This is a genomic window from Synechococcus sp. A15-24 (assembly GCF_014280195.1).
In the GTDB taxonomy this organism is placed as follows: domain Bacteria; phylum Cyanobacteriota; class Cyanobacteriia; order PCC-6307; family Cyanobiaceae; genus Parasynechococcus.
In genome coordinates this window covers 1,296,605-1,321,434 of record NZ_CP047960.1, presented here as the reverse complement: position 1 = coordinate 1,321,434, position 24,830 = coordinate 1,296,605, and the positions used below count along the sequence as shown (strand labels likewise).

Annotated in this window: 24 protein-coding genes; 11 read left to right on the top strand and 13 right to left on the bottom strand. The window is 62.2% G+C overall.

Going from position 1 to position 24,830, the window contains the following annotated elements:
- Positions 1-10 precede the first annotated feature (10 nt).
- Complete coding sequence (locus SynA1524_RS07490) at positions 11-460, bottom strand: Ycf51 family protein (RefSeq protein ID WP_186496469.1); 450 nt, start codon at positions 458-460, stop codon at positions 11-13.
- Positions 461-586: 126 nt separating this feature from the next.
- On the opposite strand from SynA1524_RS07490, the gene SynA1524_RS07485 reads away from it, so the two are divergent.
- From SynA1524_RS07485 to SynA1524_RS07465, 5 genes are read left to right on the top strand one after another with little or no spacing between them, the layout of a single operon-like run.
- Complete coding sequence (locus tag SynA1524_RS07485) at positions 587-4,939, top strand: translocation/assembly module TamB domain-containing protein (RefSeq protein WP_222930478.1); 4,353 nt, start codon at positions 587-589, stop codon at positions 4,937-4,939.
- Positions 4,940-4,943: 4 nt separating this feature from the next.
- Positions 4,944-5,852, top strand: a complete 909-nt coding sequence (locus tag SynA1524_RS07480) for an ROK family protein (protein WP_186496459.1) — start codon at positions 4,944-4,946, stop codon at positions 5,850-5,852.
- Positions 5,853-5,865: 13 nt separating this feature from the next.
- Positions 5,866-7,173 carry a glutamate-5-semialdehyde dehydrogenase gene (locus SynA1524_RS07475; protein ID WP_186496457.1) on the top strand — a complete coding sequence of 436 codons (1,308 nt, stop codon included), beginning with the start codon at positions 5,866-5,868 and terminating at the stop codon, positions 7,171-7,173.
- Positions 7,170-7,541: a dihydroneopterin aldolase gene (folB, locus tag SynA1524_RS07470; protein WP_186496455.1), complete on the top strand. Its 372-nt coding sequence runs from the start codon at positions 7,170-7,172 to the stop codon at positions 7,539-7,541. The genes SynA1524_RS07475 and folB overlap by 4 nt, the downstream gene beginning before the upstream one ends.
- Entirely contained in the window at positions 7,538-8,125 is a 588-nt protein-coding gene (locus SynA1524_RS07465; protein ID WP_186496453.1) for an esterase/lipase family protein, read from the top strand. Before folB ends, SynA1524_RS07465 begins: the two co-directional genes overlap by 4 nt.
- A gap of 1 nt (position 8,126) precedes the next feature.
- On the opposite strand, the gene SynA1524_RS07460 is transcribed toward SynA1524_RS07465, so the two are convergent.
- From SynA1524_RS07460 to thrS, 6 genes are all read right to left on the bottom strand, one after another.
- Entirely contained in the window at positions 8,127-10,232 is a 2,106-nt protein-coding gene (locus SynA1524_RS07460; RefSeq protein ID WP_186496451.1) for a M3 family metallopeptidase, read from the bottom strand.
- A gap of 1 nt (position 10,233) precedes the next feature.
- Entirely contained in the window at positions 10,234-11,805 is a 1,572-nt protein-coding gene (locus SynA1524_RS07455; RefSeq protein ID WP_186496448.1) for an NAD(P)H-quinone oxidoreductase subunit 4, read from the bottom strand.
- A 57-nt stretch (positions 11,806-11,862) separates the two neighbouring features.
- Complete coding sequence (thrB, locus tag SynA1524_RS07450) at positions 11,863-12,810, bottom strand: homoserine kinase (protein ID WP_186496446.1); 948 nt, start codon at positions 12,808-12,810, stop codon at positions 11,863-11,865.
- A gap of 14 nt (positions 12,811-12,824) precedes the next feature.
- The gene (gene glk, locus SynA1524_RS07445) at positions 12,825-13,859 is read right to left on the bottom strand and encodes a glucokinase (protein WP_186496444.1); all 1,035 of its coding nucleotides are present in this window, start codon (positions 13,857-13,859) and stop codon (positions 12,825-12,827) included.
- A gap of 72 nt (positions 13,860-13,931) precedes the next feature.
- Positions 13,932-14,324, bottom strand: coding sequence for a DUF1824 family protein (locus tag SynA1524_RS07440; protein ID WP_186496442.1), 393 nt, complete (start codon positions 14,322-14,324; stop codon positions 13,932-13,934).
- On the bottom strand, positions 14,321-16,156 hold the full coding sequence (gene thrS / locus SynA1524_RS07435; protein WP_186496440.1) for a threonine--tRNA ligase: 1,836 nt from the start codon (positions 16,154-16,156) through the stop codon (positions 14,321-14,323). The genes SynA1524_RS07440 and thrS overlap by 4 nt, the downstream gene beginning before the upstream one ends.
- 28 nt (positions 16,157-16,184) lie before the next feature.
- Here thrS and SynA1524_RS07430 point away from each other — a divergent pair, with 28 nt between their 5' ends.
- Entirely contained in the window at positions 16,185-16,526 is a 342-nt protein-coding gene (locus SynA1524_RS07430; protein WP_186499566.1) for a DUF2605 domain-containing protein, read from the top strand.
- On the opposite strand, the gene SynA1524_RS07425 is transcribed toward SynA1524_RS07430, so the two are convergent.
- The 5 genes from SynA1524_RS07425 to SynA1524_RS07405 all read right to left on the bottom strand — a co-directional run bounded on the left by SynA1524_RS07425 (position 16,511) and on the right by SynA1524_RS07405 (position 20,470).
- Positions 16,511-17,170 (bottom strand): glycoside hydrolase family 24 protein, encoded by a 660-nt coding sequence (locus SynA1524_RS07425; protein ID WP_186496438.1) that lies wholly within the window; start codon positions 17,168-17,170, stop codon positions 16,511-16,513. The two genes, SynA1524_RS07430 and SynA1524_RS07425, sit on opposite strands and share 16 nt — an antisense overlap.
- 232 nt (positions 17,171-17,402) lie before the next feature.
- Positions 17,403-18,416 carry a tryptophan--tRNA ligase gene (trpS, locus tag SynA1524_RS07420; RefSeq protein WP_186496436.1) on the bottom strand — a complete coding sequence of 338 codons (1,014 nt, stop codon included), beginning with the start codon at positions 18,414-18,416 and terminating at the stop codon, positions 17,403-17,405.
- 3 nt (positions 18,417-18,419) lie between these two features.
- Positions 18,420-19,004 (bottom strand): DUF8668 family protein, encoded by a 585-nt coding sequence (locus SynA1524_RS07415; protein ID WP_186496434.1) that lies wholly within the window; start codon positions 19,002-19,004, stop codon positions 18,420-18,422.
- A 16-nt stretch (positions 19,005-19,020) separates the two neighbouring features.
- The gene (locus SynA1524_RS07410; RefSeq protein ID WP_286188525.1) at positions 19,021-19,539 is read right to left on the bottom strand and encodes a hypothetical protein; all 519 of its coding nucleotides are present in this window, start codon (positions 19,537-19,539) and stop codon (positions 19,021-19,023) included.
- Positions 19,532-20,470 (bottom strand): cation diffusion facilitator family transporter, encoded by a 939-nt coding sequence (locus tag SynA1524_RS07405; RefSeq protein ID WP_186496430.1) that lies wholly within the window; start codon positions 20,468-20,470, stop codon positions 19,532-19,534. Before SynA1524_RS07405 ends, SynA1524_RS07410 begins: the two co-directional genes overlap by 8 nt.
- A 113-nt stretch (positions 20,471-20,583) precedes the next feature.
- Here SynA1524_RS07405 and SynA1524_RS07400 point away from each other — a divergent pair, with 113 nt between their 5' ends.
- The 5 genes from SynA1524_RS07400 to SynA1524_RS07385 all read left to right on the top strand — a co-directional run bounded on the left by SynA1524_RS07400 (position 20,584) and on the right by SynA1524_RS07385 (position 24,177).
- The gene (locus SynA1524_RS07400) at positions 20,584-21,912 is read left to right on the top strand and encodes a YcjF family protein (RefSeq protein ID WP_186496428.1); all 1,329 of its coding nucleotides are present in this window, start codon (positions 20,584-20,586) and stop codon (positions 21,910-21,912) included.
- 141 nt (positions 21,913-22,053) lie between these two features.
- Positions 22,054-23,130 (top strand): photosystem II q(b) protein, encoded by a 1,077-nt coding sequence (gene psbA, locus SynA1524_RS07395; protein ID WP_186496426.1) that lies wholly within the window; start codon positions 22,054-22,056, stop codon positions 23,128-23,130.
- A gap of 218 nt (positions 23,131-23,348) precedes the next feature.
- Positions 23,349-23,540 (top strand): hypothetical protein, encoded by a 192-nt coding sequence (locus tag SynA1524_RS12905; protein ID WP_222930477.1) that lies wholly within the window; start codon positions 23,349-23,351, stop codon positions 23,538-23,540.
- 203 nt (positions 23,541-23,743) lie between these two features.
- Positions 23,744-23,941, top strand: a complete 198-nt coding sequence (locus SynA1524_RS07390; protein ID WP_186496424.1) for a hypothetical protein — start codon at positions 23,744-23,746, stop codon at positions 23,939-23,941.
- A gap of 80 nt (positions 23,942-24,021) precedes the next feature.
- Positions 24,022-24,177, top strand: coding sequence for a DUF8642 family protein (locus SynA1524_RS07385; protein WP_186496422.1), 156 nt, complete (start codon positions 24,022-24,024; stop codon positions 24,175-24,177).
- A 115-nt stretch (positions 24,178-24,292) separates the two neighbouring features.
- Here SynA1524_RS07385 and SynA1524_RS07380 read toward each other — a convergent pair whose 3' ends face one another.
- The gene (locus tag SynA1524_RS07380) at positions 24,293-24,826 is read right to left on the bottom strand and encodes a hemagglutinin (RefSeq protein WP_186496421.1); all 534 of its coding nucleotides are present in this window, start codon (positions 24,824-24,826) and stop codon (positions 24,293-24,295) included.
- Between the last annotated feature and the right edge of the window lie 4 nt (positions 24,827-24,830).

Below are 24,830 nucleotides of genomic sequence, written 5' to 3'. Positions count from 1 at the left end.
AAGGGCGTCATCAGGAAGCGGAGCGGCGGAAGTCCCGCTCTGTCTCCCCGAGAATCACGGGCTTGCTCACACCATCTGCGATGGGTTGAAGGGCCCGCAGTCGCACCGTCACCACATTGCTGCCACGGCCGGACCCGCGCAGATTGCCAGCCAATTGCTGAAGCGTGGCGTCAACGGTGATCGGATCCAGGTCGGGCTTCACCTGGGCCACCACCAGGTCGTTGCCGTTGTCGAACACCATAGGGACCCGAATGGCGCCATCGACCACGACCGGCGGCGAGTAACTCAGGGCAAAGGCCCAACAGCTGACCGCCAGCAGCAAGGTGAAACTGCTGACGCCCACCAGGCGAAAACGCAGCCCCCAGCCCGCCAGAAACGCCGCGATGGTCAGCACGCCAAGTCCGAGGCCTGACCAGGCCAGCCAGGGCGCTGCGGTGAGCAGCAGCTGATCAAGGGCCATGGCGGCTGGTCTCCAAGGAAAGGTCTCCTTATATTGCGCGAGCTTTGGGGGCAATCGTCGCAGTCGATGCGAGAAGCGCGGCGATTGTCCAGATCCTTGATCCTCATCTCCAGCGCAGCTGTCGGTGTGGGATCTGTCCTGACGGTGCAGACACTGGATCGCACGGCTGAGGACGTGCTCGATTCGTTTCGCGGGCCACTGGAACGCAGCATCGGTGCCGCTCTCGGGCACCCGATCACGATCGGTCCTTACCAGGGGTTGAGGCCATGGGGTGTGGCCGTGGGTGAGACAACCGTCGCCCCGACACCGACCGATCGCTCCTCGATCAAGGTCCAGGACCTGAGTGTCCATCTCGATCTCCTGGCCAGCCTGCGGCAATGGCAGCCGGTGTTGCGGCTGAAGCTGCAGGGCCTCGATGTGGCCTTGGATCGCCAAGCGGACGGTCGCTACTGGCGGTTCGGACAGGTGCCACAGGGCGGTGATGCCCCCCCGGATCTGGACCTGCGCTTTGAACTGGCTCAACCGGCCAGGATCCGCCTCACCCCGTCTGGAGATGATATCCAACTGACCAGTCGTGGGTCGGTGCACATTGCGCAGCAGCGCTTCTCGGCGATCTCGCGGCTGAGTTGGCTCGGGCGGGCTGGCAGCCTTGACCTGGAGGCTAAGGGCCGCTGGGATCGCCCAGAACTGGTGCTGAGCAGTCGGCTGCGATCCCTGGATCTCGCGCGAATGGAGGCCGTTCTGCCAGGACCGGATGCCACCCGCTTGGCGGGCCAAGCGGGTGGTGACCTGGCGATTCAGTGGACACCCAGCCGCTTTCGCTGCCAGGGGCAGCTGAAGGTCAACGATCTCGAACTGCGCAATGCAACCTTGTCCGATCCCCTGCGTTCATCCGCCGTCGGATTGAGCTGTCGCGGTGATCGGTTGAGCCTGAATCGCAGTCGTTTCCGCATGGGTGACTGGCGTGCTGACGCCAGGGGTTCGGTTCAGCTCGATGGAGCTGCGGATCTGCGGATCAACGTGGCGTCGTTGAAGCGCAAGGATCGCGTTCAACTCCAGCTGGATGGCCCCTGGTCGAACCCCCGTTGGCGCGTGGCGGGGGTTGTGACCGTGCCTGAACTCGATGGGCCTCTGCGAGTGCAAGGCCAGCTGCGCACCCCGTGGATTGATCCCCAGGCCCGCCAGATCCAGCTTCAAAAAGCCCTGCTCACCTCACCTGGCCTGCGCCTGCATGTGGAGGGCACGATCGACGAGCAGATCGACCTGCGCAGTCGTGAACTCACCCTGGCGCCGTCGCTATGGCAACGCTGGCCAGCCCTGAAGCAGACCCTTGGCGAGGCATCGGACATCTCCGGAGCGCTGCGGGCGAGCGGTTCTCTGACGTCACCAGCGGTGTCACTGGAGTTGGCCCAGGACCGCAATCTTGTTGTGCAGCGATGGGACCTCAGCGCGTCCTGGTCGAAGGCCTCCGGTGTCATGGCCCTCGATCGTTTCAGCAGTCCGGTTCTGCGTGCAGCGGCGCAACTCCCCGTCAGCTGGCAGAACGGCGCGCCGCAGCTCGGGGCGCTGAAAGCCGGCTTCGCATTGACCTCGTTGCCCCTGGCCCGCCTGTCGGCCGTCACGCCCCTTCCTCTGCAGGGCCATGTGTCCGCCCGTGGCCAGTTGCAGGGCTCTCTGGATGACGTGAAGACCACTGTGGCGTTGGATCTCCTCCGGCCTGGTGCCGGACCGTTGCGATTGCCGGAGCGGTGGCAGGGACAACTGACTGGATCAACCGGATCGGCGTTCAACCTGCGCCTGGCATCGCAGGCGCCTGCTACCAAGGGAGCGCTGACGGTTCGGCTGGGTTCCTCCGGTTGGCCGTTGCAGGCGGATCTCCGCCGCGGGGCAGGCAGCTTGACCGTGCGTTCCGGTGCCAAGCGTCAGGTGAGGTGGAAAGCCGATCAGCTGTCAATCGCGGGTCTTCAGCTGACGTTGCCTTCGGCATCCGCATCAGGCTCGTTGCAGGGGCGTCTCAGTGGCGACGGCGTCCTGGCCCTGCAACCGGTGGAGCTGGTTGGTGCTGTGCAGCTGGAGAATCCGCAGCTCCGCGGAGTTGGTCTGAATCGGATTGAGTTGGAGGGGCGTGTTTCAGGGGGGCGCTTCAAAGCCCGTGGTCGGCTGCAGCCGCAGCAGGGTGAGATTCAGCTCACCGCTGATGGACGGGTCGGCGCCGATCTGCGCAGCCGAATTGAGGCCTCCGGACTGGATGTGCCCTGGTTGGTGCAGATGGCCCGTCAGCTTCGTGGCAGCCAGCTCACCGCCACGGGGACACCTGGTCGTGCCGAGGATCTCGGCAGGTTGATGATCGACACCTTCGGCGGCAGTCTCGAAGGTCATCTGCGCGCGCTTCAGCGGTCTCGGCAGTGGCTTGAGGCCTACGAGCGTGATCATCCCCAAGCGCGCGTTGATCCAGATGACCTGCGCGGTCGCCTCGATGCTGTCCTCAACCTTTCAGGCCCGGATCTGGCATCACTCTCGCTGGAGGCGGAGGCCCGGGCTCATCTGTGGATGCAGGGTGATGATCAGGACCGGATGCTTCAGCTGGACCCCGTGGTGGCTCAGCTGAGCGGTCCTCTGCAGGGTGGCCAGGGTCGCTTCAGCCTTCTGCATCTGCCCTTTTCGCTTCTGGCGTTGGCCGTTCCGGTCCCGTCCGTGTTGCGCGGGGCGATCGGTGCCACCGGCTCCTACGACCTGTCAGGAGCCGGTCCATTGCTCACCACTGAGTTGGCCCTGGAGCAGGCACGGTTTGGTGATCAGGAGCTTCGCCTTGAGCGCCGAGCCGTTGTGTTGTCGTCAAAAGGTCTTGAACTCGACCTCGCACTCCGCAGTGTCGATGCCGCCGAGGCCTTGCAGGTGCGCGGCACCGTTCCGCTGTCACTGCGTGATGCGCTGGATCTCGAGCTTGAAAGCCATGGGGATGCGCTGAGCTTCCTAGCGGCCCCGGCCGGCGATGCCCTGCGGCTGACCCGCGGCAGCAGTGATCTGCGGTTGATGTTCAGCGGATACCTGGATCAGCCCCAGGCCAATGGCTTTCTGGTGATCCGTGACGGTGCCTTCACGGCTGCTGACCAGACCCTGAAGCAAGTCAATGCGTCCCTGTTGTTTGATTTCAACCGGGTTGAGGTCAGCCAGCTTGAGGCCACCCTGGCGTCGGGGGGCACGATCTCGGCTAAGGGGGCCATCGGTCTGTTTATTCCCCGTGATGAGGAGACACCGCTCACCATTCGCCTGACCAAAGGGACGATCCGGCAGGAGATCGTTGATCTGGCTGCGGATGCAGACATCACGGTGAGGGGCGCGTTGAGCCAGCCGGTGATCAGTGGCCAGCTCAACCTTCGCAATGGGGTGATTCAGCCCCGCAGCGGCTTGCTGTCGCGTCTTCGTAAGGGTGGTATCGCCTCCCTGCAGCAGGGGATTCAACCGTCGCAGAGCAAGGTCTCAACGCCGTTCACCACCGCAGCACTGCTTGAAGAAGGCTGGGATTTCCAGGACCCCCTGGTGCTGTTCGGGCCCGGTGCGCCCGCTCAGTTGCCGGCGGCTTTTCAGGATCTGATGCCGGATCTTTCGGCGGTTCGTTTCCGCAACTTCCGTCTTGGTCTGGGGCCCGATCTGCAGGTGCGAATGCCGCCGCTGATCAGTTTCAGTGGTGGTGGTCAGCTGCTGGTCAATGGACCGTTGGACCCATCGCTTGAGCTGCGGGGCCTGATTCGTCTGAACCGCGGCCGGGTCAGTCTGTTTTCCACCACTTTCCGCCTCGATTCGCGCGCTCCAAACGTCGCGGTGTTCACCCCTTCGCTGGGATTGGTGCCCTTTGTCGACATCGCCATGAAGACCCGGGTCTCGGATGCGGTGCAGCCAGGGACAGCTGGCAATGCCAGCACGGCCAATGTCTTCGACGCCAATGGCCTTGGCGATGGGGGTGGCCAACTGCGGTTGGTGAAGGTCACCGTGGAGGCCGCCGGACCGGCGGATCGTTTGATCGGCAATCTCGATCTGCGCAGTGTCCCGCCCATGTCGGAGCCGCAGCTGTTGGCGCTGATCGGTGGCAATTCTCTGTCAGGCCTGGCGGGAGCCGGGGGAGCCGCCCTGGCGACGGTGCTGGGACAGTCGCTGCTCTCACCGGTTCTCGGAACGCTTACCGATGCCATGGGACAGCGTCTCCAGATCGCCTTGTTCCCCACCTACGTCACACCGGATATCAAGGATGACGATGAGCGCAGATCTGGGCGGGTTGCTCCCACCTTCACGCTGGTGACAGAAATCGGTGTTGATGTGACCGATCGCTTTGATTTCTCGGTGCTGGCAGCCCCGAACACCTCGGATGTTCCCCCTCAGGCGACGGTCACATACCAGGTGACACCCAACACGGCCTTGTCCGGATCCGTGGATTCCAATGGCACCTGGCAGAGCCAGCTGCAGCTGTTCTTCCGCTTCTGAGGCCATGGATAACGGGCAGGTGATTGGCATTGATCTCGGCGGGACGGCCATCAAGCTGGCCCGTTTCGATCACCGCGGGACCCTGTTGGCTGAGCTTGAGGTGGCCACGCCCCAGCCTGCGGTGCCCGGCGCCGTGACGATGGCGCTCTGCGATGCCGTGCAGCGATTGGATCCTGATGGAGCTGCGGCCTTGATGGGGGTCGGCCTGCCTGGGCCGATGGATGCCGCGGCCCGGGTGGCGCGAGTGTGCATCAACCTGCCGGGTTGGGAGGACGTGCCGCTGGCGGAGTGGTTGGAGGTGCGGTTGCAGCGACGGGTCACCCTCGCCAACGACGGCAATTGCGCTGTGGTGGGAGAGGCCTGGTGGGGCGCTGCCAAGGGGTTCAGCGATGTGGTGCTGTTGACCCTCGGCACCGGTGTTGGTGGCGGCGTTCTACTCAGTGGGCAGCTGTTCACCGGCCACAACGGTGCAGCGGCGGAACCGGGATTGATCGGTGTCGACCCCGATGGCCCCGCCTGCAACAGCGGAAATCGCGGATCCCTGGAGCAGTTCGCGAGCATTGCGGCGTTGCGTCGCCTGTGCGACCGGGACCCACGGGAGTTGAGTCGGGCGGCAGCGGACGGGGAGCCGGCAGCCCTTGAGGTGTGGGAGCGCTACGGCACTCGCCTTGGGGTGGGGTTGTCATCCCTGGTGTACGTCTTCACGCCGCAGCTGGTGTTGTTGGGTGGTGGTCTGGCTGGGGCCGCCTGCCATTTCCTGCCCGCGGTGCGACGGGAGGTGGAGCTGCGGGTGCAGGCGGTGTCCCGGGAGGGTCTGCGGATCGAGGCTTGTGCTCTTGGCAATGGAGCCGGTCGCCTGGGGGCGGCGCGGCTGGCGCTGCTGCGCCTGGGCGGGATGATGGCCGACGTCTGAGTCGTTTGCTGCCATGAGCACTGTTCCGGAGCCTTCAGCAGAGCTGTTGCAGAGGGCCGGCGCCGTCCGTCTGGCGGCTGTGGACCTGGGGCAGACGGACGACCAACAGCGGGCCGCCGCGCTTCAGGCGATGGCGGATGCTTTGGCGGAGCGGGCTGAGGTGATCGTTGCCGCCAACCAAGAAGACCTGGAGCGTTCCGCAGCTGAGGGGCTGGCCACGGCACTGATGGCCCGGTTGAAGCTGGATGCCGGCAAGCTCCGCGGTGCCATCGATGGGGTGCGCAAACTGGCCTCCCTGCCTGATCCGCTTGGTAAACTGCAGCTGCATCGGGAGCTGGATCAAGGCCTGGTGCTGGAGCGCATCGCCGTGCCCCTTGGCGTGGTGGGGGTAATTTTCGAGGCCCGTCCGGATGCTGTGGTGCAGATTGCCTCGCTGGCCATCCGCTCCGGCAATGGCGCCATGCTCAAAGGCGGCAGCGAAGCGCGTTGCACCAATGAAGCGGTGATGGAGGCCCTCAAGCTGGGCCTGGGTCGCAGTGCCGTGGCACCGGATGCGTTGACGCTGTTAACCACCCGCCAGGAAAGCCTGGCGTTGCTGCGGCTGGATGGCCTGGTGGATCTGATCATTCCCCGGGGTAGCAACGAGCTGGTGCGATTCATTCAGGACAACACCCGCATTCCTGTGCTGGGTCATGCAGATGGCATCTGCCATCTCTATGTGGATGCAGCTGCTGACGTTGATCAGGCGGTACGCATCGCCATCGACAGCAAGACCCAGTACCCGGCCGCTTGCAATGCAATCGAGACCCTGCTGGTGCATGCCTCGATTGCACCGGCGTTTCTGGCGTCTGCCGTGCCGGCCTTTCAAGCTGCCGGAGTCACCCTGCGGGGCGATGAACAAAGCCGCCAGCACGGCATCAGTGACGCTGCCACCGATGAGGACTGGCGAACGGAATACCTCGACATGATCCTGGCGGTGCGGGTGGTGCCTTCCATGGATGCAGCGCTCGAACACATCCGTTGCCATGGATCCCGCCACACCGAAGCCATCGCCACCACCGATGACCAGGCGGCGGAACGATTCCTGGGGGCTGTTGACAGTGCTGGTGTGTATCTGAATTGCTCCACCCGTTTTGCGGATGGCTTCCGATACGGGTTTGGAGCTGAGGTGGGCATCAGCACCCAAACCCTGCCGCCGCGAGGACCGGTGGGACTCGATGGTCTGGTGACCTATCGCTATCGGCTTCGTGGTGACGGACACATCGCCGCTGATTTCGCGGACGGAACCCGCAGCTTCACCCACACCGATCTGCCCCTGTGACCGCAAACGATGCGATCCATGTGAGGGGGCTGCGCCTGTGGGCCCATGTGGGCGTTCTGGAGCAGGAGCGTCGGGATGGCCAATGGTTCAGTCTCGACATCACTCTCTGGACTGACCTTTCCAGTGCCGCAGCGGCGGATGATCTGGCCGGCAGCCTGGATTACAGCCTGGCGATCCGCTCCTTGCAGGCCCTGGCAAGGGAGATCCGTTGCCTCACGATCGAGCACTTCAGTGATCGGGTGCTGGATCGTCTGGAGCAGCTCTATGGAGCGATTCCAATGCGGTTGACCCTGAGCAAATGCGCCGCTCCGGTGCCGGGGTTTGATGGTGTCGTGGCGGTGGAGCGCGCCCGCCATGGGGCTCCATGACGAGGCCCCTTGTGCTTGTCCATGGCCTGTGGGATACCCCACGGGTGTTTCATCGGCTGATTCAGCGGATCGATCAGCCGGATCGTCCCTTGCTGGCACCGCATCTCCCCCATGGCCTCGGGGTGGTTCCGCTGCGGGAGCTGGCCCGTCGCCTGGATCAGCACATCCAGCAGAAGTTCGGGCGGGAGACCACGATTGATCTGCTTGGGTTCTCCATGGGAGGTGTGATCGGGCGGATCTGGTTGCAGGAACTGAGGGGCGCTGAGCGGACGGATCGCTTTTTCAGTGTCGGCAGCCCCCAGAACGGAACCCTTGCGGCTCTGGCTGTGCCTCGCCGGCTGCTGGCTGGTGTGGCGGACATGAAGCCCGCCAGCGACCTTTTAAAGCAGCTGAATCGACAGGTCGGTGCCTTGGCACCGGTGGCGTGTCGAAGTTATTTCTGCCGCTGGGATCTGATGGTGTCTCCCGGCTGGAAGGCTGTGCTTGCGCAAGGAACTCAGACAGAGCTGCCGGTGTGGACCCACCAACAGCTCATTGCCCATCCGCAGGCTTTGCAGAGGCTGGCCCAGGATCTGGGCGGGTGATTCAGGCCGCCTGAAGACCCGAATGGCGGATCAGGGCCTCGCTGCTGGCGACTCGACCGCGGAAGGCCTTGAACACCTCAGCTGGCGCGCGGCTCCCCCCAAGGCTCAGCACCGTGTCCCGGAAGCGGGCACCGGTGGCACGCACCTGATCCTCCTGGTCGAGGCCAACCTCCTCAAAGGCGGCATAGGCATCGGCACTGAGCACCTCGGCCCATTTGTAGGAGTAGTAGCCGGCGGAATATCCCCCCGCGAAGATGTGCCCGAAGGCGCAAAGGAAGCGATCTTCGCGGATCGGGTCCATCACGGTGGTGGTGTTGGCGATGTCGCGACGTAACTCGTCTGGACTCAGTCCCAGCTGCGGCGTCCACTGGCTGTGCAGCCGCAGATCGGTGAGGGCGAAGTGCACCTGCCGCAAGGTGGCGAGTCCGGCGTTGAAGGTGCGGCTGTTGCGGAGTTTGTCCACCTCGTCCTGGGGCAGAGGTTCTCCGGTCTGCCAGTGGCGGGCCATGCCCATCAAGGTGCTTTGGTCCAGACACCAGTTCTCCATGAACTGACTGGGAAGTTCCACCGCATCCCACTCCACATTGCTGATGCCGGCGGCTTCCGGTTCGTCGACGGTGGTGAGCATGTGCTGCAGACCATGGCCGAATTCGTGGAAGAGGGTCTCCACCTCTTCGAAGCTCATCAGGCTGGGGGCCTCTCCAACGGGGGGAGTCTGGTTGCAGATCAAATAAGCCACAGGCAGCACCAGACTGCCGTCACTGGTGCGGTGACGCCCGAGACACTCGTCCATCCAGGCTCCACCGCGTTTGCTAGCGGGACGGCTGTAGGGATCGAGATAAAACGCGGCGATCGGCTCGCCACCACGGCGACGGACGTCAAAGAAACGCACGTCGTTATGCCACACAGGAGCCTCCCCATCTCCCGGAGTGATCTCCACATCGAACAGGCGCGAACAAAGGCCGAACAGGCCGTCGAGCACCTGAGGCAGCGGGAACCATGGGCGCAGGGCTTCCTGGTCCAGATCAAACCGTTCGCGCCGCAGTTTTTCTGACCAATAGGTGATGTCCCAGGGGGCCAGGGCGTTGGCTTCGGCAGCACCATGTCGGCTGGCGCAGGCCTTGAGTTGCTCCAGCTCCATCTCGGCGGCTGGATAGGCCGCGGCACGCAGCTCCTCCAGCAGCGCTTCGACGGCCGGAACGTCGTCGGCCATCTTGCTGGCAAGGCTGAGTTCGGCCCAATGGGCGTAGCCAAGCCGCTGGGCCTGCTCCCGGCGCAGTCCGAGGATTTCCTCGATCAGCGGAGCATTGTCCAGCTCTCCCTGGCAGGCACGGCTGACATGGGCTCGATAAACGGTCTCCCGCAGTGTCCTGTCATCGGCGTGGGTGAGAACCGGGATATATCGAGGCATGTCCAGACCCACCAGCCACGGTCCCTCGTCGGCACTGGCTTCTGCGTCACCGGAATCCCGTGCTGCGGCCGCTAGGGCCTCCAGTGCTCGCTTCGGGAGACCCTTTACCTGCTCTGGATTGGTGAGCTTGAGGGTCCATTGCTGGGTGGCATCAAGAACGTGATTGCCGAAGCTGGTGGAGAGGGCGGCAAGACGTTCGCTGGCCTGGTTAAAGGCGGTTTGATGCTCGCCATCGAGACCGACACCCCGCTGTTGCATCGACAGCAGTTCGGAGTCGAGTATTCGCTGGCGGGTGGGGCTGAGGGGCTCGCTCGGCTCGTTCCTCAGGCGGCAGAGAACCTGATGCAGCACCTTGCTCTGACCCAGGCGGTTGCCAAGGCGGACTACCTCGGGTTGTTGGGCCGCGTGGGCTTCACGCAGCTCCGGCGAATTGCAGACGCCGTTGAGGTGGGAGATCACACCCCAACTCCAGCGGAGACGCTCTCCGATGCGCTGCATCGGCTGCATCACCTCCTCCCAGCTGATGGAGGCGCATCTGTCCATTCTGGACTGAAGCGTCGTCTCCAGTTCTGTGAACTGCTGTTCAAGTTGAGACAGCAGGACTGGGATGTCCTGGTGGACCAGATCCGGTGTGATCTGCTCGAAACAGGGAAGGCCGTGACCCTCAAGCAGGGGGGAGGGCATGGAGGTGATCATTTCAACCGATGGGTAGGTGCTCGATCAGGGCCACCAGAGCCCGCTGGCCCAGGTCAGTGGCCAGGTTGTCGGTGGATGCTTCGTAGAGGTCCATGGCGATCCTTGGCCAGATGCCGATCACCAGGGTCGGTACCAGCAGGCTCATGCCGATCACCAGTTCCCTGGGGCGCATGTCTTCAACACTGGCCAAGGCTGGGATCCTGGGGCCAAAAAACACCCTTCTGCACATGGAGAGCAGGTAGATCGGCGTCAGCACCAGGCCAATGGCGGCCAGAAGCACGGTGATGGCACGGAACAGCGAGGTGAAGCCCTCCTGACTGGTGATGCCGAGGAACACCGTGATTTCACTGATGAAACCGCTCATGCCCGGGAGGGCCAGAGATGCGAGTGAGCTGGCCAGGAAAAAAGCAAACGTGATCGGCAGCGCTTTTGCCAGGCCACCCATGTTCGGAATGGACAGGGTTTTGGTTCGCTCGTAAAAGACGCCGGTGAAAAAGAACATTGCGGCAGCGATCAGTCCGTGGCTCACCATCTGCAACATCGCGCCGCTGATGCCCAGAGCATCCACGGCACCGATGCCGAGCAGCACAAAACCCATATGACTGACGGAACTGCAGGCGATCCGTCGTTTGACGTTGTCCTGGGCGAAGGCGTTGAGAGCGCCATAAACGATGTTGACGATGCCGAGGATCACCAGCGCAGGAGCCAGGGTGAGATGGGCGTCTGGCAGCATCTGGACGTTGAAACGCAACAGGGCGTAACCGCCCATCTTCAGCAGCACGCCCGCCAGCAGCATTGACACTGGAGCGTTCGCTTCGCCGTGGGCATCCGGCAGCCAGGTGTGAAGCGGGAACATCGGCAGCTTCACGCCGAAGCCAACCAGGAATCCCAGGTAACAGAGAAGGCCGAAGCTGCCGCCGGGGGAACGGGAGGCCAGTTCCGTGAGATTCAGGGTGAACTGATCACCGGACAACGCCAGGGCCAGTCCGCTGATCAGGATCAGCAGAGAGGCCAGGGCTGTGTAGAGGATGAATTTGGTGGCGGCATATTGACGGTTCTGTCCGCCCCAGATGGCGATCAGCAGGTAAACCGGCACCAATTCCAGCTCCCAGGCCAGGAAGAAGAGCAGGAAATCCTGTGAAAGGAAGACCAGACCCTGGGCTGACGCCTGCACCAGCAGCAATGCGAAGTACAGCTTGCATTTGCGCTGCACCGACCAGCTCGCGGCGACGGAGAGGAACGTGACCAACCCACTGAGCACCACCAGAGGTGCGGAGAGGCCATCCGCCCCAAGGGACCACTCGAGGCCGATGGAGGGAAGCCAGCTGACCCGTTCCACCAGTTGAAGACCGCTCAAGCTGGGATCAAACCGGGTGCTGAACACCAGCAACATCAATAGAAGGTCCGCGAACAGCACGATCAGGGCGAAGTTGCGCGGCCAGGGTGAGGGATGCTCATCGTCCCCTGGCATCAGGGGCATCAGCAGTGCTCCGAACGCTGGAAGCAGAACAATCAGCGACAGCCAGGGGAAGGTTGAACCCGCCATTGCGTCCGTCGCTAGCCCGAAGTCCATTCAGCGTCCGCAATCGTTAACAAAGCTAACAGGGCTGATCCTGTGATCTGGGTACAACTACCCAGCATCGGCGGGCTGCCAGTGGCTTCCGGAGGTCTGCAAATTCAGCACAGGAGCCCGGCTGGCCACGCCGGCGGCTTCCCAGGCCTTGACCATGGCCCTGCTCACGGCCTGGCCCTTGTCTTCGGCGCAAAGGGCGATGATGCTTGGCCCGGCCCCGCTGATGGCGCACCCCCAGGCTCCCGCCTCCAGGGCCGCGGCTTTGACGTCATCCCCGCCCTTGATCAGGCGCCAGCGATAGGGCTCATGCAGGCGGTCGTGCATGCCATCCGCGATTAGCTCGCCGTTACCGGTGCGAAGGCCCTGCAGCAACAGGGTGAGCGCCCCCAGGTTGACCACGGCATCACTGATGGGGACCGCCTTCGGCATGGCGCGACGGGCTTCGCTCGTGCTCAGGCGAATCGATGGAATGGCCACCACGGCCTTGACGCTGCTGATCCATTCGCAACGCACCACCCTCCAGCGCTGAGAGGCAGCCTTGGCGGTCATGCAGAGCCCTCCAAGCAGGGAGGGAACGACATTGTCGGGATGCCCCTCGATGTCGATGGCCAGCTCCAGCAGTTTTTCCTTGCTGAGGGGTTCACCGACGAGCGCATTGGCTCCCATCAGTCCGGCGACAATGGCGGTGGCGCTGCTGCCCAGCCCCCTCGCTGGCGGCACTGCCAGACGGACCCTTGCTTCCAGGGCCACAGGTTCCATATTCGCGGCTTTCCAGACCCGTTGAGCTGCGCGGTAAACGAGGTTGTCGGGCCCGCCGCGCAGATGATTGCCCTCGGTGCCCTCGATGATCAGTTCGAATCGCTCACCGCTGCCTTCGATCCGCCGCATGGCAAAGCGGTTGTTGAGATCGAGGGCTGCACCAAGGCAGTCGAAGCCCGGTCCGAGGTTGGCGGTGGTCGCCGGAACATCCACAACCACTTTCTGACCGATGCGCGGCTGCGCCATCCCTGAGCGTCTGCTCAGGCCAGTGTCCCACCCGACTCCGCCAACATCCGTGCTCGGCAGGCAGAGCTAAACAGACCCGCCTCCGGATCGATCACAGCGGTGACCTTCAGACCGCTGATGAAGTCCTTGAACCGACCTTTGTCGCGCATTGCCTTAAGAAACAGCGCGGATTGCAGTCCGTTGAGTTGTTTTGTAGCCGTGCCGCCTCCCACCCAGAGACCACCGCTGCAGAGTTCCTGCAGGGCCAGGTCACCTGTGGCTGAGCCGTAGGCCGACAGCCACAGGTCAAGGGCATGTCGCAGCAGGGGGTCGCCCTCTTCGGCTGCGAGGGACACCTGCGCTGGAAGGTCACTGGCCATATTTCGCCGCCAGGCCTCAGCCACAGAACGAAGGGGGTGAGATTGTGCGCCTGGCTGCTGCAGCAGCCAATGGGCGATGTGGCCAAGCCCTGTGCCGCTCACCACCCGCTCGATCGACAGGCGGTCGACTCCCAGGTCCTGTTTCAGCCAGCAGGCCAGTTGCCATTCCTCATCGCTGCGCGGTGCGAATTCGCGATGTCCACCCTCGCTGGAGAGAGCCATCAGCCCGTTGTTTGTGCGAACGCCTCGAGCCATGCCGAGGCCGGTCCCAGCTCCAAGGATCGCCAGGGGCCCGTCGTCCTGACTCCCCTCCTGCAGCACCAGCTGCTGATCCGCGCCGAAGTGAGGCAGGCCGTAGATCAGTACACCGAAATCGTTCACCAGCTCCAGTTGCTGCATCCCTGCAGCGGCAGCCAGATCCTCTTCCTTGAGCTGCCAGGGGAGGTTGGTGATCCGGGCCTGCCGATTGCGAACAGGGCCTGCCACGGCGAGGCAGCCATGGGTTGGCGCCTGGACGTCCTTGGGCCGTTCCTCAACAAATGCCTTAAGCATCGGCTCCAGCGATGACCAATCAGCTGAGACAAACCGTTGCTGGTGACGTTTGATCAGCGTTTCACCCTCGAGGTCGTAGAGCGCAAGAAGGGTCTTGGTCCCCCCCATGTCGCCAGCGAGAAGAGTGGGACGGGCCATCAAAGGGTGGGAGTGAAGCTCATCTCTTCAGGCTGCGATCAATTCGGATGAAGGGCAACGACGGATGCCAGTTCAGAAAAAATTCAGCGGCAGCGGCCCCCATGTGGTGCTGGGCTGGTTCTCGTCCTCACCATGCCCAGTGATCAGGATTCCCTGGCCGAGGCCGTATTCGATGCGAATGCGGACCGATCCACCTTGTTGGTTCGCTTTGAGGAAGACAGGACCGATTTCATTGGTGCTGTCAACAACATCCATGGTGTCCCATCCCTGGCTCGTTTCCAGAGCCCTGAGGGCCGCAAGGGCCTTGGCGGCGGTCGGGGCCATCACACCGACGGTGAACCAGCTGGCGTTGGCCATCGCCTGGCTGAGCTCCGCTCGAAGGTTTGCGCAGGTTTCCTGGCTGAGCTCCGGCGCATCGCGCAAGCGGGCCAGATCGTTGAGGGCGGTGACTGGCGACTGGGTCATGAGTCCAGCTCCAGTCCTGCGGCACGTTGGCTGTTGGCGTTTTGGGCGGCGCGGATGAGATCGGCTACTGCCACCACACCGAGATCGCCATCCCTGCGGCTGCGCAGGCTCACGGAATTCTGCTCCGCTTCCTTGGCACCGATCACCGCCAACACGGGGATCTTCATCTGTTCCCCGGTGCGGATCAACTTGCCGAGCCGGTCGCCGCTGCGATCGATCGTGGCCCGCACGCCCGCCTGGGTGAGCTGGTCGAGCAGGCTTTCGGCATAGGGCTGCACCTCATCGGTGACCGGCAGCAGCCGCACCTGCTCAGGGGCCAGCCAGAAGGGGTAATCGCCGGCGTAGTTCTCGGTCATGATCCCGAAGAATCGTTCCAGCGAGCCGAAGATGGCCCGGTGGATCATGATCGGCCGCTGCTTGCTGCTATCAGCAGCGATGTAGTCGAGCCTGAACCGCTCCGGCAGGTTGAAATCGAGCTGGATGGTGGAACACTGCCACATCCGGCCGATGGCGTCTTCGATCTTGAGGTCGATCTTGGGGCCGTAAAAGGCACCGCCGCCTTCATCGATCTTGTACTTCCAGCCCTTGCGTTCCAGTGCTTCGATCAGGCCCTTGGTGGCGAGGTCCCAGACGGTGTCATCGCCGATGGACTTCTCCGGGCGGGTGGAGAGGTTGATCTCGTAAGTGTTGAAGTCGAAGGTGGAGAGGATCCTCTCGGTCAGATCGAGAATCTTCAGGATCTCGTCGCTGATCTGCTCGGGCAGGCAGAACACGTGGGCATCGTCCTGGGTAAAGCCGCGCACACGCATCAAGCCGTGCATCACCCCCGGCCGCTCGTAGCGGTACACGGTTCCCAGCTCGGCCCAGCGGATCGGCAATTCCCGGTAGCTGCGCAGCTTGCTGGCGTAGGTGAGCACGTGGAACGGGCAGTTCATCGGCTTGAGCTGGTACTCCCGCTCGTCCACCTCCATGGGGCCGAACATGCTCTCGGCGTAGAAATCGAGGTGGCCGGAGGTCTTCCAGAGGCTGATGTCGGCCACGTGGGGCGTGTAGAGCAGCTCGTAGCCCCCTTCGAAGTGGGCCTGGCGCCAGAACTCCTCGATCAACAAACGCATGCGGGCGCCGCGGGGGTGCCAGAACACCAGGCCGGCGCCGGCTTCATCCTCGATCGAAAACAGATCGAGGTCTTTGCCGATGCGGCGATGATCCCTGCGCAGGGCCTCTTCCTTGCGGCGTTTGTGCTCGGCCAGTTGTTCCGGGGTTTCCCAGGCCGTGCCGTAGATCCGCTGCAACTGGGCTTTGGTTTCATCACCACGCCAGTAGGCCCCCGCCACGCTCTCCAGCTCAAAAGCCTTGGCGTTGAGCTGGCCGGTGTGCTCCACGTGGGGGCCGGCGCAGAGGTCCCACCAGTCCTCTCCAAGTGTGTAGAGGGTGATCGGTTCCTGGAGGCCTTCCAGGATCTCCAGCTTGTAGGGCTCGTTCTGGGCCTTGATCTTGGTTTCCGCCACAGCGCGCGTCACCTCGACACGCTCGAGTGGGACCTTCTTATTGATGATCTTGATCATCCCTTTCTTGATCGCTTTGAGATCGGCTTCAGTGAAGGGGTCAGGGTTGTCGAAGTCGTAGTAGAACCCGGATTCGGTCCAGGGCCCGATGGTGACGCGGGCTTTGGGAAACAGCTGCTGCACCGCCATGGCCATTACATGGCTCATCGTGTGGCGGATTTTGAGCAGCTGCGAGCTTTCGCTGGTTTTGGGCAGGACCACCGGAGCTGAAGGGGCAGGGGTGGTTGCTGCAGCGCTGCTCACCGGTTTGCGGTCGGGGCCCGCCATCTTATGGGCCGTGGTTCAAGACGATGCAATGAACGCTGACGATGCTCCGCTCAAGCACGAAGCCGGCGCGCTGATGGAGTCACTGCTGACGTCATTGCTGGATGACTTTGACCACTGGTTTCAGCGGGGCGAGCAGTTGCTGGACAACTGTCCAGTCTCTGTGGTGAGTCAAGACAATCAGCTGGCCTTGCTTGATCGTCTCCGGGAAGGACAACGTGCTGTTGCAGCTACCCGTGCGCTGGTGAAGGCGTCATCCCAGCCCATGGCCGTTTCCATGGAAGCCATGACCCCTTGGCATGGCCTGGTGACGGAGGTGTGGGGCTTGGCCGCCAGGATCGGACGTGCCAGAGCTGATCAGGCCCCGAGTTGACCCTTGAGTTGTTTGAGGTTGTTTGTGTAAAAGCGCGCGAGCTCCCGGTGGCTTTTCACGGGCTGGCCATAGGCCGATCGACCAGAGCGGGTGGGAAATGAGGCCCACTCCGGTGCCAGTCGTGCCATGGCTGCTGTCGTCAGGCCGCGGCTGTCGATTTCACGCAACGCTCCTCGCCGTTTCACCAGATGCAGCGCAGCCTGGTCTTGATGTTTCGGTTCGAAGCTGCTGAGGCGAAGTTCCTTCGCCAGTCCCTTCCAGGTGCTTGGGAGGAATTGATAAGCACCGGCAGCAGCGCTGGAGTAGCGCTTGACGACGACCCGTTCCGGATGGCGGGACAGATCCTGAAATTGCCCGCCGCCATAAAGAGTGCGATAGCCCTGATCCTCACCATCAGTCCAGGTGCCCTCGGCGTACCTGATGGTGTTCAGCAGAGCACGACGTTCAGGAGTGAGCCGGTAGGGGCCTTGCTCTTGAACATTGGCAAGATGAGCGCGCTTCAATTCTGGACTTTTCCGCGAGCAAAGACTTACGGCTGTCGCAACTGGCGAGGCTCCGGCACACAGCGCAACCCCGCAGAACAGAGAGGCCGATAAAGCGCGCCCTGCGACGCGTCGCTTGCTGTGAAGACTTAACCCGAGCACTCAGGACAAAAGAACGAGCGACCAAGCTGATGGATGGATCGATCCAGAGACGAGAGGGGCCTCAGGGGGGTTGACGAGAAGCGCACGGCATGTATGTGCCGCAATGGACAACGCGTGAGACGCGTAAGACTCGCTGGTGTTCAGCTGTTTTGAGGGAGGCGTGGATCAGTTCGTGCGTTCTGGGTTTGGGACGGTTTTGATCAGCTCCGCTGATGTTCAGCCCTCTCAGTGATCAGCTGCGCTTCGCGAATCCCAAGGCATCTCTCACCCGTTTCAACGTTGCGTTGGCCACGGATTCCGCTTGATCACGCCCCGTGGCCAACACGCGATCGAGCTCGACGCGGTCTGCCATCAGCTCCTTGTGGCGAGCCTGAATCGGTTCAAGAGCCGCCACTGCTGCATCAGCCAGAAGGGGTTTGAACTGCCCCCAACCCATGTCTGCACACTCTTGTGCAACTGCTTCACGGCCCTTGCCGCTGAGGATCGCGTAGAGACCAAGGAGGTTGTCTGTTTCCGGACGGTCAGGATTGGCGAATTCGAGACCTCGCTCCGGATCGGTCTTCGCCCGTTTGATCTTTTTGGTGATGAGTTCCGGCGGGTCCAGCAGGGTGATGCGGCTGGCCTCGTTCGGGTCGCTTTTGCTCATCTTGCTGCGTCCATCCGTGAGGCTCATCACCCGTGCGCCTTCTTTGAGGATGAGCGGTTTGGGCACCTTCAACACCGGTTGTTCCTCGCGTCCAAAGCGGGCGTTGATCCGCTGCTGGGCGATGTCACGCGCCAGCTCAAGGTGTTGTTTCTGGTCTTCCCCGACTGGAACGAGGTTCGCGTCATAGAGAAGGATGTCGGCGGCCATCAGAACGGGGTAATCCAGAAGGCCGACGGAGACGTTGTCCCCCTGTTTCACGGCCTTTTCCTTGAACTGGATCATCCGCTCCAACCAGTTGAGCGGTGTCACGCAGTTCAGCATCCAGCACAGCTCACTGTGGGCGGCGACTTGACTCTGGATGAAAATTGAGCACCGCTGAGGGTCCATGCCGCAGGCCAGGTAGAGCGCAGCGGTGTTGAGGGTGTCTTCCGCCAGCCGGGCCGGGTCGTGGGGAACGGTGATGGCATGGAGATCCACCACGCACACAAAGGTGTCGTGGGTGTCCTGGAGATCAACCCAGTTGCGTATCGCTCCAAGCCAGTTGCCGAGGTGCAAGGCACCGGTCGGCTGCACACCGGAGAGAACCCTCGGTTTTCCCATGGATCAGGCCTCAGGGGTTGCTGCTTTGGACTCCTCCTCGTTGGGAAGGTCTGTCGAAACCTCCGCTGGTGTGTCCTCTGCGGGAGCGTCTGATGGCGCCGCTTCTTCGGGGGTCGATTCCGGTTCCGGCGTCGGCTCCGGTTCGGGTTGAGGCTTGGCGGGGCGAGCGAAAGGATCGGGGCGGGAGCCACGACCGCCTTGGCGATCATCATCCGAGCGCCGCCCGCGACCGCCACCGTCTCGACCGCCACCATCACGTCCACCGCCCTCGCGGCGGCCTCGTGGGGCCTGATTGCGTTGCTGTTCGATCAGCTCATCCAACTGACCGTCTTCCAGCATCTGACCCAGGGTTCGCAAGGCGAAACCGAGAACAGCCACGGTGGAGCGAAGGTTGAAGGCCTCCTGCAGCGCACGGGCAGAACGCATCTCGTTCTCGCTCAGGCGGATGCGGAATCCACCGCCCTCGCGGTTGCCAGGGCCACGGCCGCCACGGCCGCCGCCTCGACCACCTTCACCGCGGTAACCGTCACCGCGAGAACCGTCGCCTTGAGCCCCCTGCTGTTGGGGTTCGCCGTAGGAATCACTCATGGCCCATGGCCTGGAATCAGGCGCAAGTGTGCCGCATCGACGGTGTGCTGTCCGAAACCCAGTGCAGCTGATGATCTGTCGCTCCCCCAGCTCGGGGCAGCACCAGCATCGGGATGGTGGCCACACCCGCTTCGATGGAGCGCCGATAGCAGCTGATCAAGGCCAGATATCGCTGTACGGTCCAGTCGTGCTTCCGATCCTGCTGACTGGCCCAGAACCGTTGCAGGGCAGTGCGACAGTCATCGTCCCCGAATTCCTGCCAGCACTGTTCCTGGGCCTGCAGCGGCGACCATCCCTGCGCCACCAGCTCGCGGTAGCGGCACAGTTCCGGGGCCTCTTCACAGCCGTCAGGTGGCAACCATCGGTGCAAGTTGCCCAGCTCAATCATTTCCAAGCGAAGCCAGCAGCGTTGTCGGATCAGCACAGGAAGCTGCCACGACCAGGCCAGTGAGCTGCGCACGTCGCTCAGCAGGTTGTGCAGACCCTGCAGCTGGCGCCTGGTCAATCCCTCCAGGGGATTGGCTGGATCAACCATGGGTGCCGGTGTAGGTGATCCCGTCCTCCACATAATCCTTGGGCTCAAGATGAATCGTGCAGCGCACCGGCCCGAAGACCCGATCGAGTCGCTCCTCTACCAGTTCAGTGATGCGGTGGGCTGTTGATAGATCGTTGGTCTCCACCACCATGTGCATGTCGATGAACACCTGCTGACCCAGAACGCCGCGACTGGCGATGTCGTGACAGTTGATCACGCCGGCCACAGCCATCACTTCCCTGTGGATGGATTCCGGCGCGATCGCGATGTGGTCCACCAGCCAGGGCAGGGTGCGGCGTAGCACCTGCCAGCACACCCTGATCAAAAGCAGTGCCATCGGAATCGCCAGAGCGATGTCCAGCCAGGAGATCTGGAGCCAGAGGGCACCTGCCATCCCAAGCAGCACCACCACAGTGGTCCATACATCGCTGGCGGCGTGCTGCGCATCGGCCTTGAGCAGAGAGCTGTTGAGGCGTCGACCTTCCCGGTGTTCGTAGCCCGCCAACAGAAGGTTGAACCCAAGGACCAGCACCAGCAGCATCAGTTCCTGCCCCCCGACGCGGATCGGCGGAAGCCCTTCCAGCAGCCGTTCCCCGGAGCGCAGCAGAATCTCCAGCGCTGTGAACAGGATGAATCCAGCAATACCGAGGGCACCGACGGCTTCGTATTTGTGGTGGCCGTAGGGGTGATCCCGATCCGGCTGAGGGTCGGAGAGGTTGTTGGTGATCAACCCCGTGAGGCTGGAGAGTGCATCCGTGGCGCTGTGCATGGCATCAGCGATCACCGCCAGCGATCCGCTGGTGACGCCCACCAGCAATTTCAACAGCGACATGCTGATGTTCAGCCCAAGGGCCACCATCAGCACCCGGCGGACGTCTGATCGCCGGTCACCGGACCTGCCGCCTCCGTGGCTCTCCAGGGCGATGGCCATCCATCGTGTGCAGCAACCACCACACGGTATGGAGAAGTCAACGCTCTGACCGGTCTTTCTGGTTTCCGATCGCTCTCTGGGCTAAGACAACCACTCGTCGTCCCGGCGTTGCTTTGAAATTTCCGCTGTCGCTGGCTCCCCTCTTGCCGCCTCGCCAAGCCCTGGTGGGACCGATTGCTCTGGCGGGTGGCGGCTTGTTGCTGGGTCAGTGGCTGGTCAATGACCTTTTGCATGTTCCCGGCGGCGGTCTGGGGCTGCTGGCCGCAGGTGCCGGGGTGATCTGGTTCGGTCGACGCTCCAGGACACCCAGCTTCAAGGAGCCCTCCACGGTTCAGGGATGGGTTGACCGCTGTCGTTCCGTCCTGGACCAGTTCGAGGCCTTTGAAGGTGAGACAGCCGCAGGTGGACGGTTGCGGAGGCTGAGATTGCAACAGGTCATCGAGCGCGAGGAGCCTCTGAAGGTGGCGTTGGTCTGTGTTGACGCCAGTAGTCGACCAGCGCTGGAGCCTCTTCAGCAGGCCCTGACCGGTTCGAAGTCGCTGGAACTGTCGTTAGCCCATCCCCTGGACTCCCAGGACGGTGAACGGATCTGGCCCTCAGGGTTGAAGGATCAGGACCTGATCCTGTTCAGCTTGTCGGCGCCATTGATGGCGGCGGATCTTCTCTGGCTGCAGCAGTTGCCACGCGAACAGCCGGCCTGGTTGCTGGTGCGATCGGGGCAGGAGCAATCCAGCAGCGAGACCCAGGCTGAGCTGGCTCCGCAGCTCGATGATCGCTGGTTTGAGCGCATGGCGGTGATGCAGAACGGGGACGCCCATCTGCGGCGTGCCCTCGTCCCGATTCGTCGCGAGCTTCAGAAGGCTGGATTGCTGGCTGAAACCCGTCAACGCCTCCTGCGTGGTCTCCATCAGACCTGGCAGGCGGAGCTTGAACAGTTGCGTTGGGTCCGTTTTCAGCAACTGCAGGGACGGACCCAGTGGCTTGTGGCGGGGTCGGTTTTCGCTTCGCCATTGGCCAGCGTCGATCTTCTGGCTGTAGCCGTCGCCAACGGTCTGATGATCCGTGAGATGGCGATGATCTGGGGCTCAACGGCGAAGATCGAGCTTCTTCAGGAGGCAGCCGCCCAGCTGGCCCGTGTCGCCCTTGCTCAGGGGGTGGTCGAGTGGACCGGTCAGACTCTGCTGGGACTGGCGAAGCTGGATGGAGGCACCTGGCTGGTGGCAGGGTCCATGCAGGCCTTGAGTGCTGCCTACCTGACGCGGGTTGTGGGGCGGTCCATGGCTGATTGGTTGGCCCTCAGTGCAGGCGTCGCCGAGCCGGATCTTGTTGAACTTCGGCAGCGGGCTCCCTTGCTGGTGGCCAAAGCGGCGGCGGAGGAACGGCTGAATTGGAATGACTTTCTGCAGGGTTCACGTCGCTGGTTGCTTCAAGTAACTTCATGAATGCTTCATGTAGTGCTTCATGAACTTGCGTTGAGGGTTGATTCGGAATATTGAAAAACAGGGTATTGCTGCGTCCTCTCCATAGTCTTGATCCACCGATCTCCTGATTGGGAGAGCGGTTTATCCGTCTTCTTTTCTGTTATGTCCACCGCCATTCGCAGCGGACGCCAGAGCAACTGGGAAGCTTTTTGTCAGTGGGTGACCGACACCAACAACCGCATTTATGTGGGTTGGTTCGGCGTGCTGATGATTCCCTGCCTGCTGGCGGCCACCATCTGCTTCACCATTGCGTTCATCGCAGCGCCCCCCGTCGATATCGATGGCATTCGTGAGCCTGTCGCTGGCTCCCTGATCTACGGCAACAACATCATCTCCGGTGCTGTTGTTCCTTCCAGCAACGCCATTGGCCTGCACTTCTATCCCATTTGGGAAGCTGCTTCTCTTGATGAGTGGCTGTACAACGGCGGCCCTTATCAGCTGGTTTGCTTCCACTTCCTGATCGGCATTTCCGCCTACATGGGTCGTCAGTGGGAACTCTCCTACCGCCTGGGCATGCGCCCCTGGATCTGTGTCGCCTACAGCGCTCCGCTGTCTGCTGCGATGGCTGTTTTCCTGGTCTATCCCTTCGGTCAGGGCTCCTTCTCCGATGGCATGCCCCTGGGCATCTCCGGCACGTTCAACTTCATGCTGGTGTTCCAGGCTGAGCACAACATCCTGATGCACCCCTTCCACATGCTGGGTGTTGCAGGTGTGTTCGGTGGCTCCCTGTTCTCCGCCATGCACGGCTCCCTGGTGACCTCCTCCCTGGTGCGTGAAACCACCGAGACCGAGTCCCAGAACTACGGCTACAAGTTCGGCCAAGAGGAAGAGACCTACAACATCGTGGCTGCCCACGGTTACTTCGGTCGCCTGATCTTCCAATACGCCTCCTTCAACAACAGCCGTAGCCTCCACTTCTTCCTGGGCGCCTGGCCTGTTGTCGGCATCTGGTTCACGTCCATGGGCGTGTCAACCATGGCCTTCAATCTGAACGGCTTCAACTTCAACCAGTCCATCCTTGATGGACAGGGCCGTGTTGTGAACACCTGGGCTGACATGGTGAACCGTGCCGGCCTCGGCATGGAAGTGATGCACGAGCGCAACGCTCACAACTTCCCCCTAGACCTGGCAACTGCTGAGTCCACTCCTGTGGCTCTGCAGGCACCTGCCATCGGTTGATCTGGAATCAACCTGTTCCTTCGGGAATAGAACAAACGATTCAGATCAACTGAATTGGAAAGCCCCCACCGCAGGTGGGGGCTTTTTGTTGGTGCAAGCGCCGCCGCAATGCAGCAGTACGGACCATCCAGGTGAGTCTTTTTGATCGTGCCGCTGGTATCAGCCTTCTTCCTGGATCTGGTGAATGCGTTGCTGATTCCGGCGGTTGTCGGTCGGTTATGACGTCGCTCGTTCATGAACACGCAAGAACGTCAGATGAACGCAATGCTCTTGTCCATATCCCATCAGGCAGCTTCTGGGCACCAGCCAATCTCATGTTCAAGGCGTTGCATCCACTGATGGCAGCGATGGTTCAGATGTGCGCCCTGGGGCAGGAGTCGTTCGTGGCGGTTGCAGGCTGGGATGGTTGATCCGTCCTCTGTCAGGGCATGGCGGAATTGTTGGCAGGTGATGCAAACCATGGACGACCGGCTTGGGCGTAACGTCGCCGTGGTGATCGTGGTCCAGTGCGGCTGATTCGGCGTCGCCATGTGCTCGATTCCATCACTTCAGTACTGATGTACTAATCCGGTAAGGCTCCCGTGTCAAGCCCTGGTTCAGTCAGAATCGATTTATGACCGATCAAGCGCCAAGGCTTCAGTTCGACCTGGATGCTGATGCCATTCGCCTGCTCCATCGCTCGGTGGCTTACTACCTCGAGCGATGGCCTGGTGGGCCGGATCCGCGGGAGCAGCAGGATCTCCAGACGCTGCAACGCTTGCTTTATGCCGCCTTGCTGGAGTGCACCCTGTATGAAGATGGTCAGCGCTGAGCACGCTTCACGCCTCTTCACCGAAATGCAGACAGTCAGCGGTTGCTGACGTAAAACGCAGGGAGTGATCTCAGAAGCCCTTGGACTCTGAAGCTCAACGCCAATGGGACGCCGTTGAGGCCTGCATGGAGTGCATCACGCACTGCTCGATCGATGACGGGTTGTGCGTCACGACCTGCGTGCGTGACCACCTGGGAGACGATGAGGAGCTCTGGACCAGCAGTCTTTGCCTTTGAATCGTGATGCTCCTGCTTGTCACTGTTGTGATCGTCCTGACGGCCATCTCCTGGCTTGGCTGGCGGCTGGTCTTGGTTGAACAGCAGCGTCACTTCGGTGCACGGGAGCGATTGGTCAAGCGCCTTGGAAATCGGAGACGGCAACGCAGTCTCCTTCGCTGATGCTGTGATGGCGACAGATGTGGCCGTCGCGCCAGGTCCACACCCAGGGTGGACTGTTTCTTGCCGTCATCAGATCGTGACGGTCGCTGAGCTTGACCGGGATGAATTCAGTGGCGTAGTTGAAGTTTGGATCCCGTACGGATTGATTCAACACAAGGCTGCCGTCCTCGCCGGACACTGAGCGGTGAAACGTTCCGATGGGGATCTGCAGTGCCCCCATGGCCCGAACGAGATGAATCACATGGTGGGGTTGATCCCAGGTTGGATTCAACAGCGTGAACACTCTTTGCCCAGTCAGGACCAGATTGTGGTCGATCTGATGTTGGTGGACGTAGTACTGCTCAGAGCAGTCGAGATCAGGGGGTGACGTTGCTGCACTGTGGTGGGCAACGACATCGGTGCCATTGCTTCCTGAGACACCGGCATCAAAAAAGGTGACAGCAGGTGTCTCGCGAAACACGTGGATGGGAATGAAGTTCAAGCGCATCGCG

Bases quoted from the DNA above. Each gene is read 5' to 3' on its own strand.
- SynA1524_RS07490 (WP_186496469.1), bottom strand. From the start codon at position 460: ATGGCCCTTGATCAGCTGCTGCTCACCGCAGCGCCCTGGCTGGCCTGG.
- SynA1524_RS07480 (WP_186496459.1), top strand. From the start codon at position 4,944: ATGGATAACGGGCAGGTGATTGGCATTGATCTCGGCGGGACGGCCATC.
- SynA1524_RS07475 (WP_186496457.1), top strand. From the start codon at position 5,866: ATGAGCACTGTTCCGGAGCCTTCAGCAGAGCTGTTGCAGAGGGCCGGC.
- SynA1524_RS07465 (WP_186496453.1), top strand. From the start codon at position 7,538: ATGACGAGGCCCCTTGTGCTTGTCCATGGCCTGTGGGATACCCCACGG.
- SynA1524_RS07460 (WP_186496451.1), bottom strand. From the start codon at position 10,232: ATGATCACCTCCATGCCCTCCCCCCTGCTTGAGGGTCACGGCCTTCCC.
- SynA1524_RS07455 (WP_186496448.1), bottom strand. From the start codon at position 11,805: ATGGACTTCGGGCTAGCGACGGACGCAATGGCGGGTTCAACCTTCCCC.
- thrB (WP_186496446.1), bottom strand. From the start codon at position 12,810: ATGGCGCAGCCGCGCATCGGTCAGAAAGTGGTTGTGGATGTTCCGGCG.
- glk (WP_186496444.1), bottom strand. From the start codon at position 13,859: ATGGCCCGTCCCACTCTTCTCGCTGGCGACATGGGGGGGACCAAGACC.
- SynA1524_RS07440 (WP_186496442.1), bottom strand. From the start codon at position 14,324: ATGACCCAGTCGCCAGTCACCGCCCTCAACGATCTGGCCCGCTTGCGC.
- thrS (WP_186496440.1), bottom strand. From the start codon at position 16,156: ATGGCGGGCCCCGACCGCAAACCGGTGAGCAGCGCTGCAGCAACCACC.
- SynA1524_RS07430 (WP_186499566.1), top strand. From the start codon at position 16,185: ATGAACGCTGACGATGCTCCGCTCAAGCACGAAGCCGGCGCGCTGATG.
- trpS (WP_186496436.1), bottom strand. From the start codon at position 18,416: ATGGGAAAACCGAGGGTTCTCTCCGGTGTGCAGCCGACCGGTGCCTTG.
- SynA1524_RS07415 (WP_186496434.1), bottom strand. From the start codon at position 19,004: ATGAGTGATTCCTACGGCGAACCCCAACAGCAGGGGGCTCAAGGCGAC.
- SynA1524_RS07410 (WP_286188525.1), bottom strand. From the start codon at position 19,539: ATGGTTGATCCAGCCAATCCCCTGGAGGGATTGACCAGGCGCCAGCTG.
- SynA1524_RS07405 (WP_186496430.1), bottom strand. From the start codon at position 20,470: ATGGCCATCGCCCTGGAGAGCCACGGAGGCGGCAGGTCCGGTGACCGG.
- psbA (WP_186496426.1), top strand. From the start codon at position 22,054: ATGTCCACCGCCATTCGCAGCGGACGCCAGAGCAACTGGGAAGCTTTT.
- SynA1524_RS12905 (WP_222930477.1), top strand. From the start codon at position 23,349: ATGACGTCGCTCGTTCATGAACACGCAAGAACGTCAGATGAACGCAAT.
- SynA1524_RS07390 (WP_186496424.1), top strand. From the start codon at position 23,744: ATGACCGATCAAGCGCCAAGGCTTCAGTTCGACCTGGATGCTGATGCC.
- SynA1524_RS07380 (WP_186496421.1), bottom strand. From the start codon at position 24,826: ATGCGCTTGAACTTCATTCCCATCCACGTGTTTCGCGAGACACCTGCT.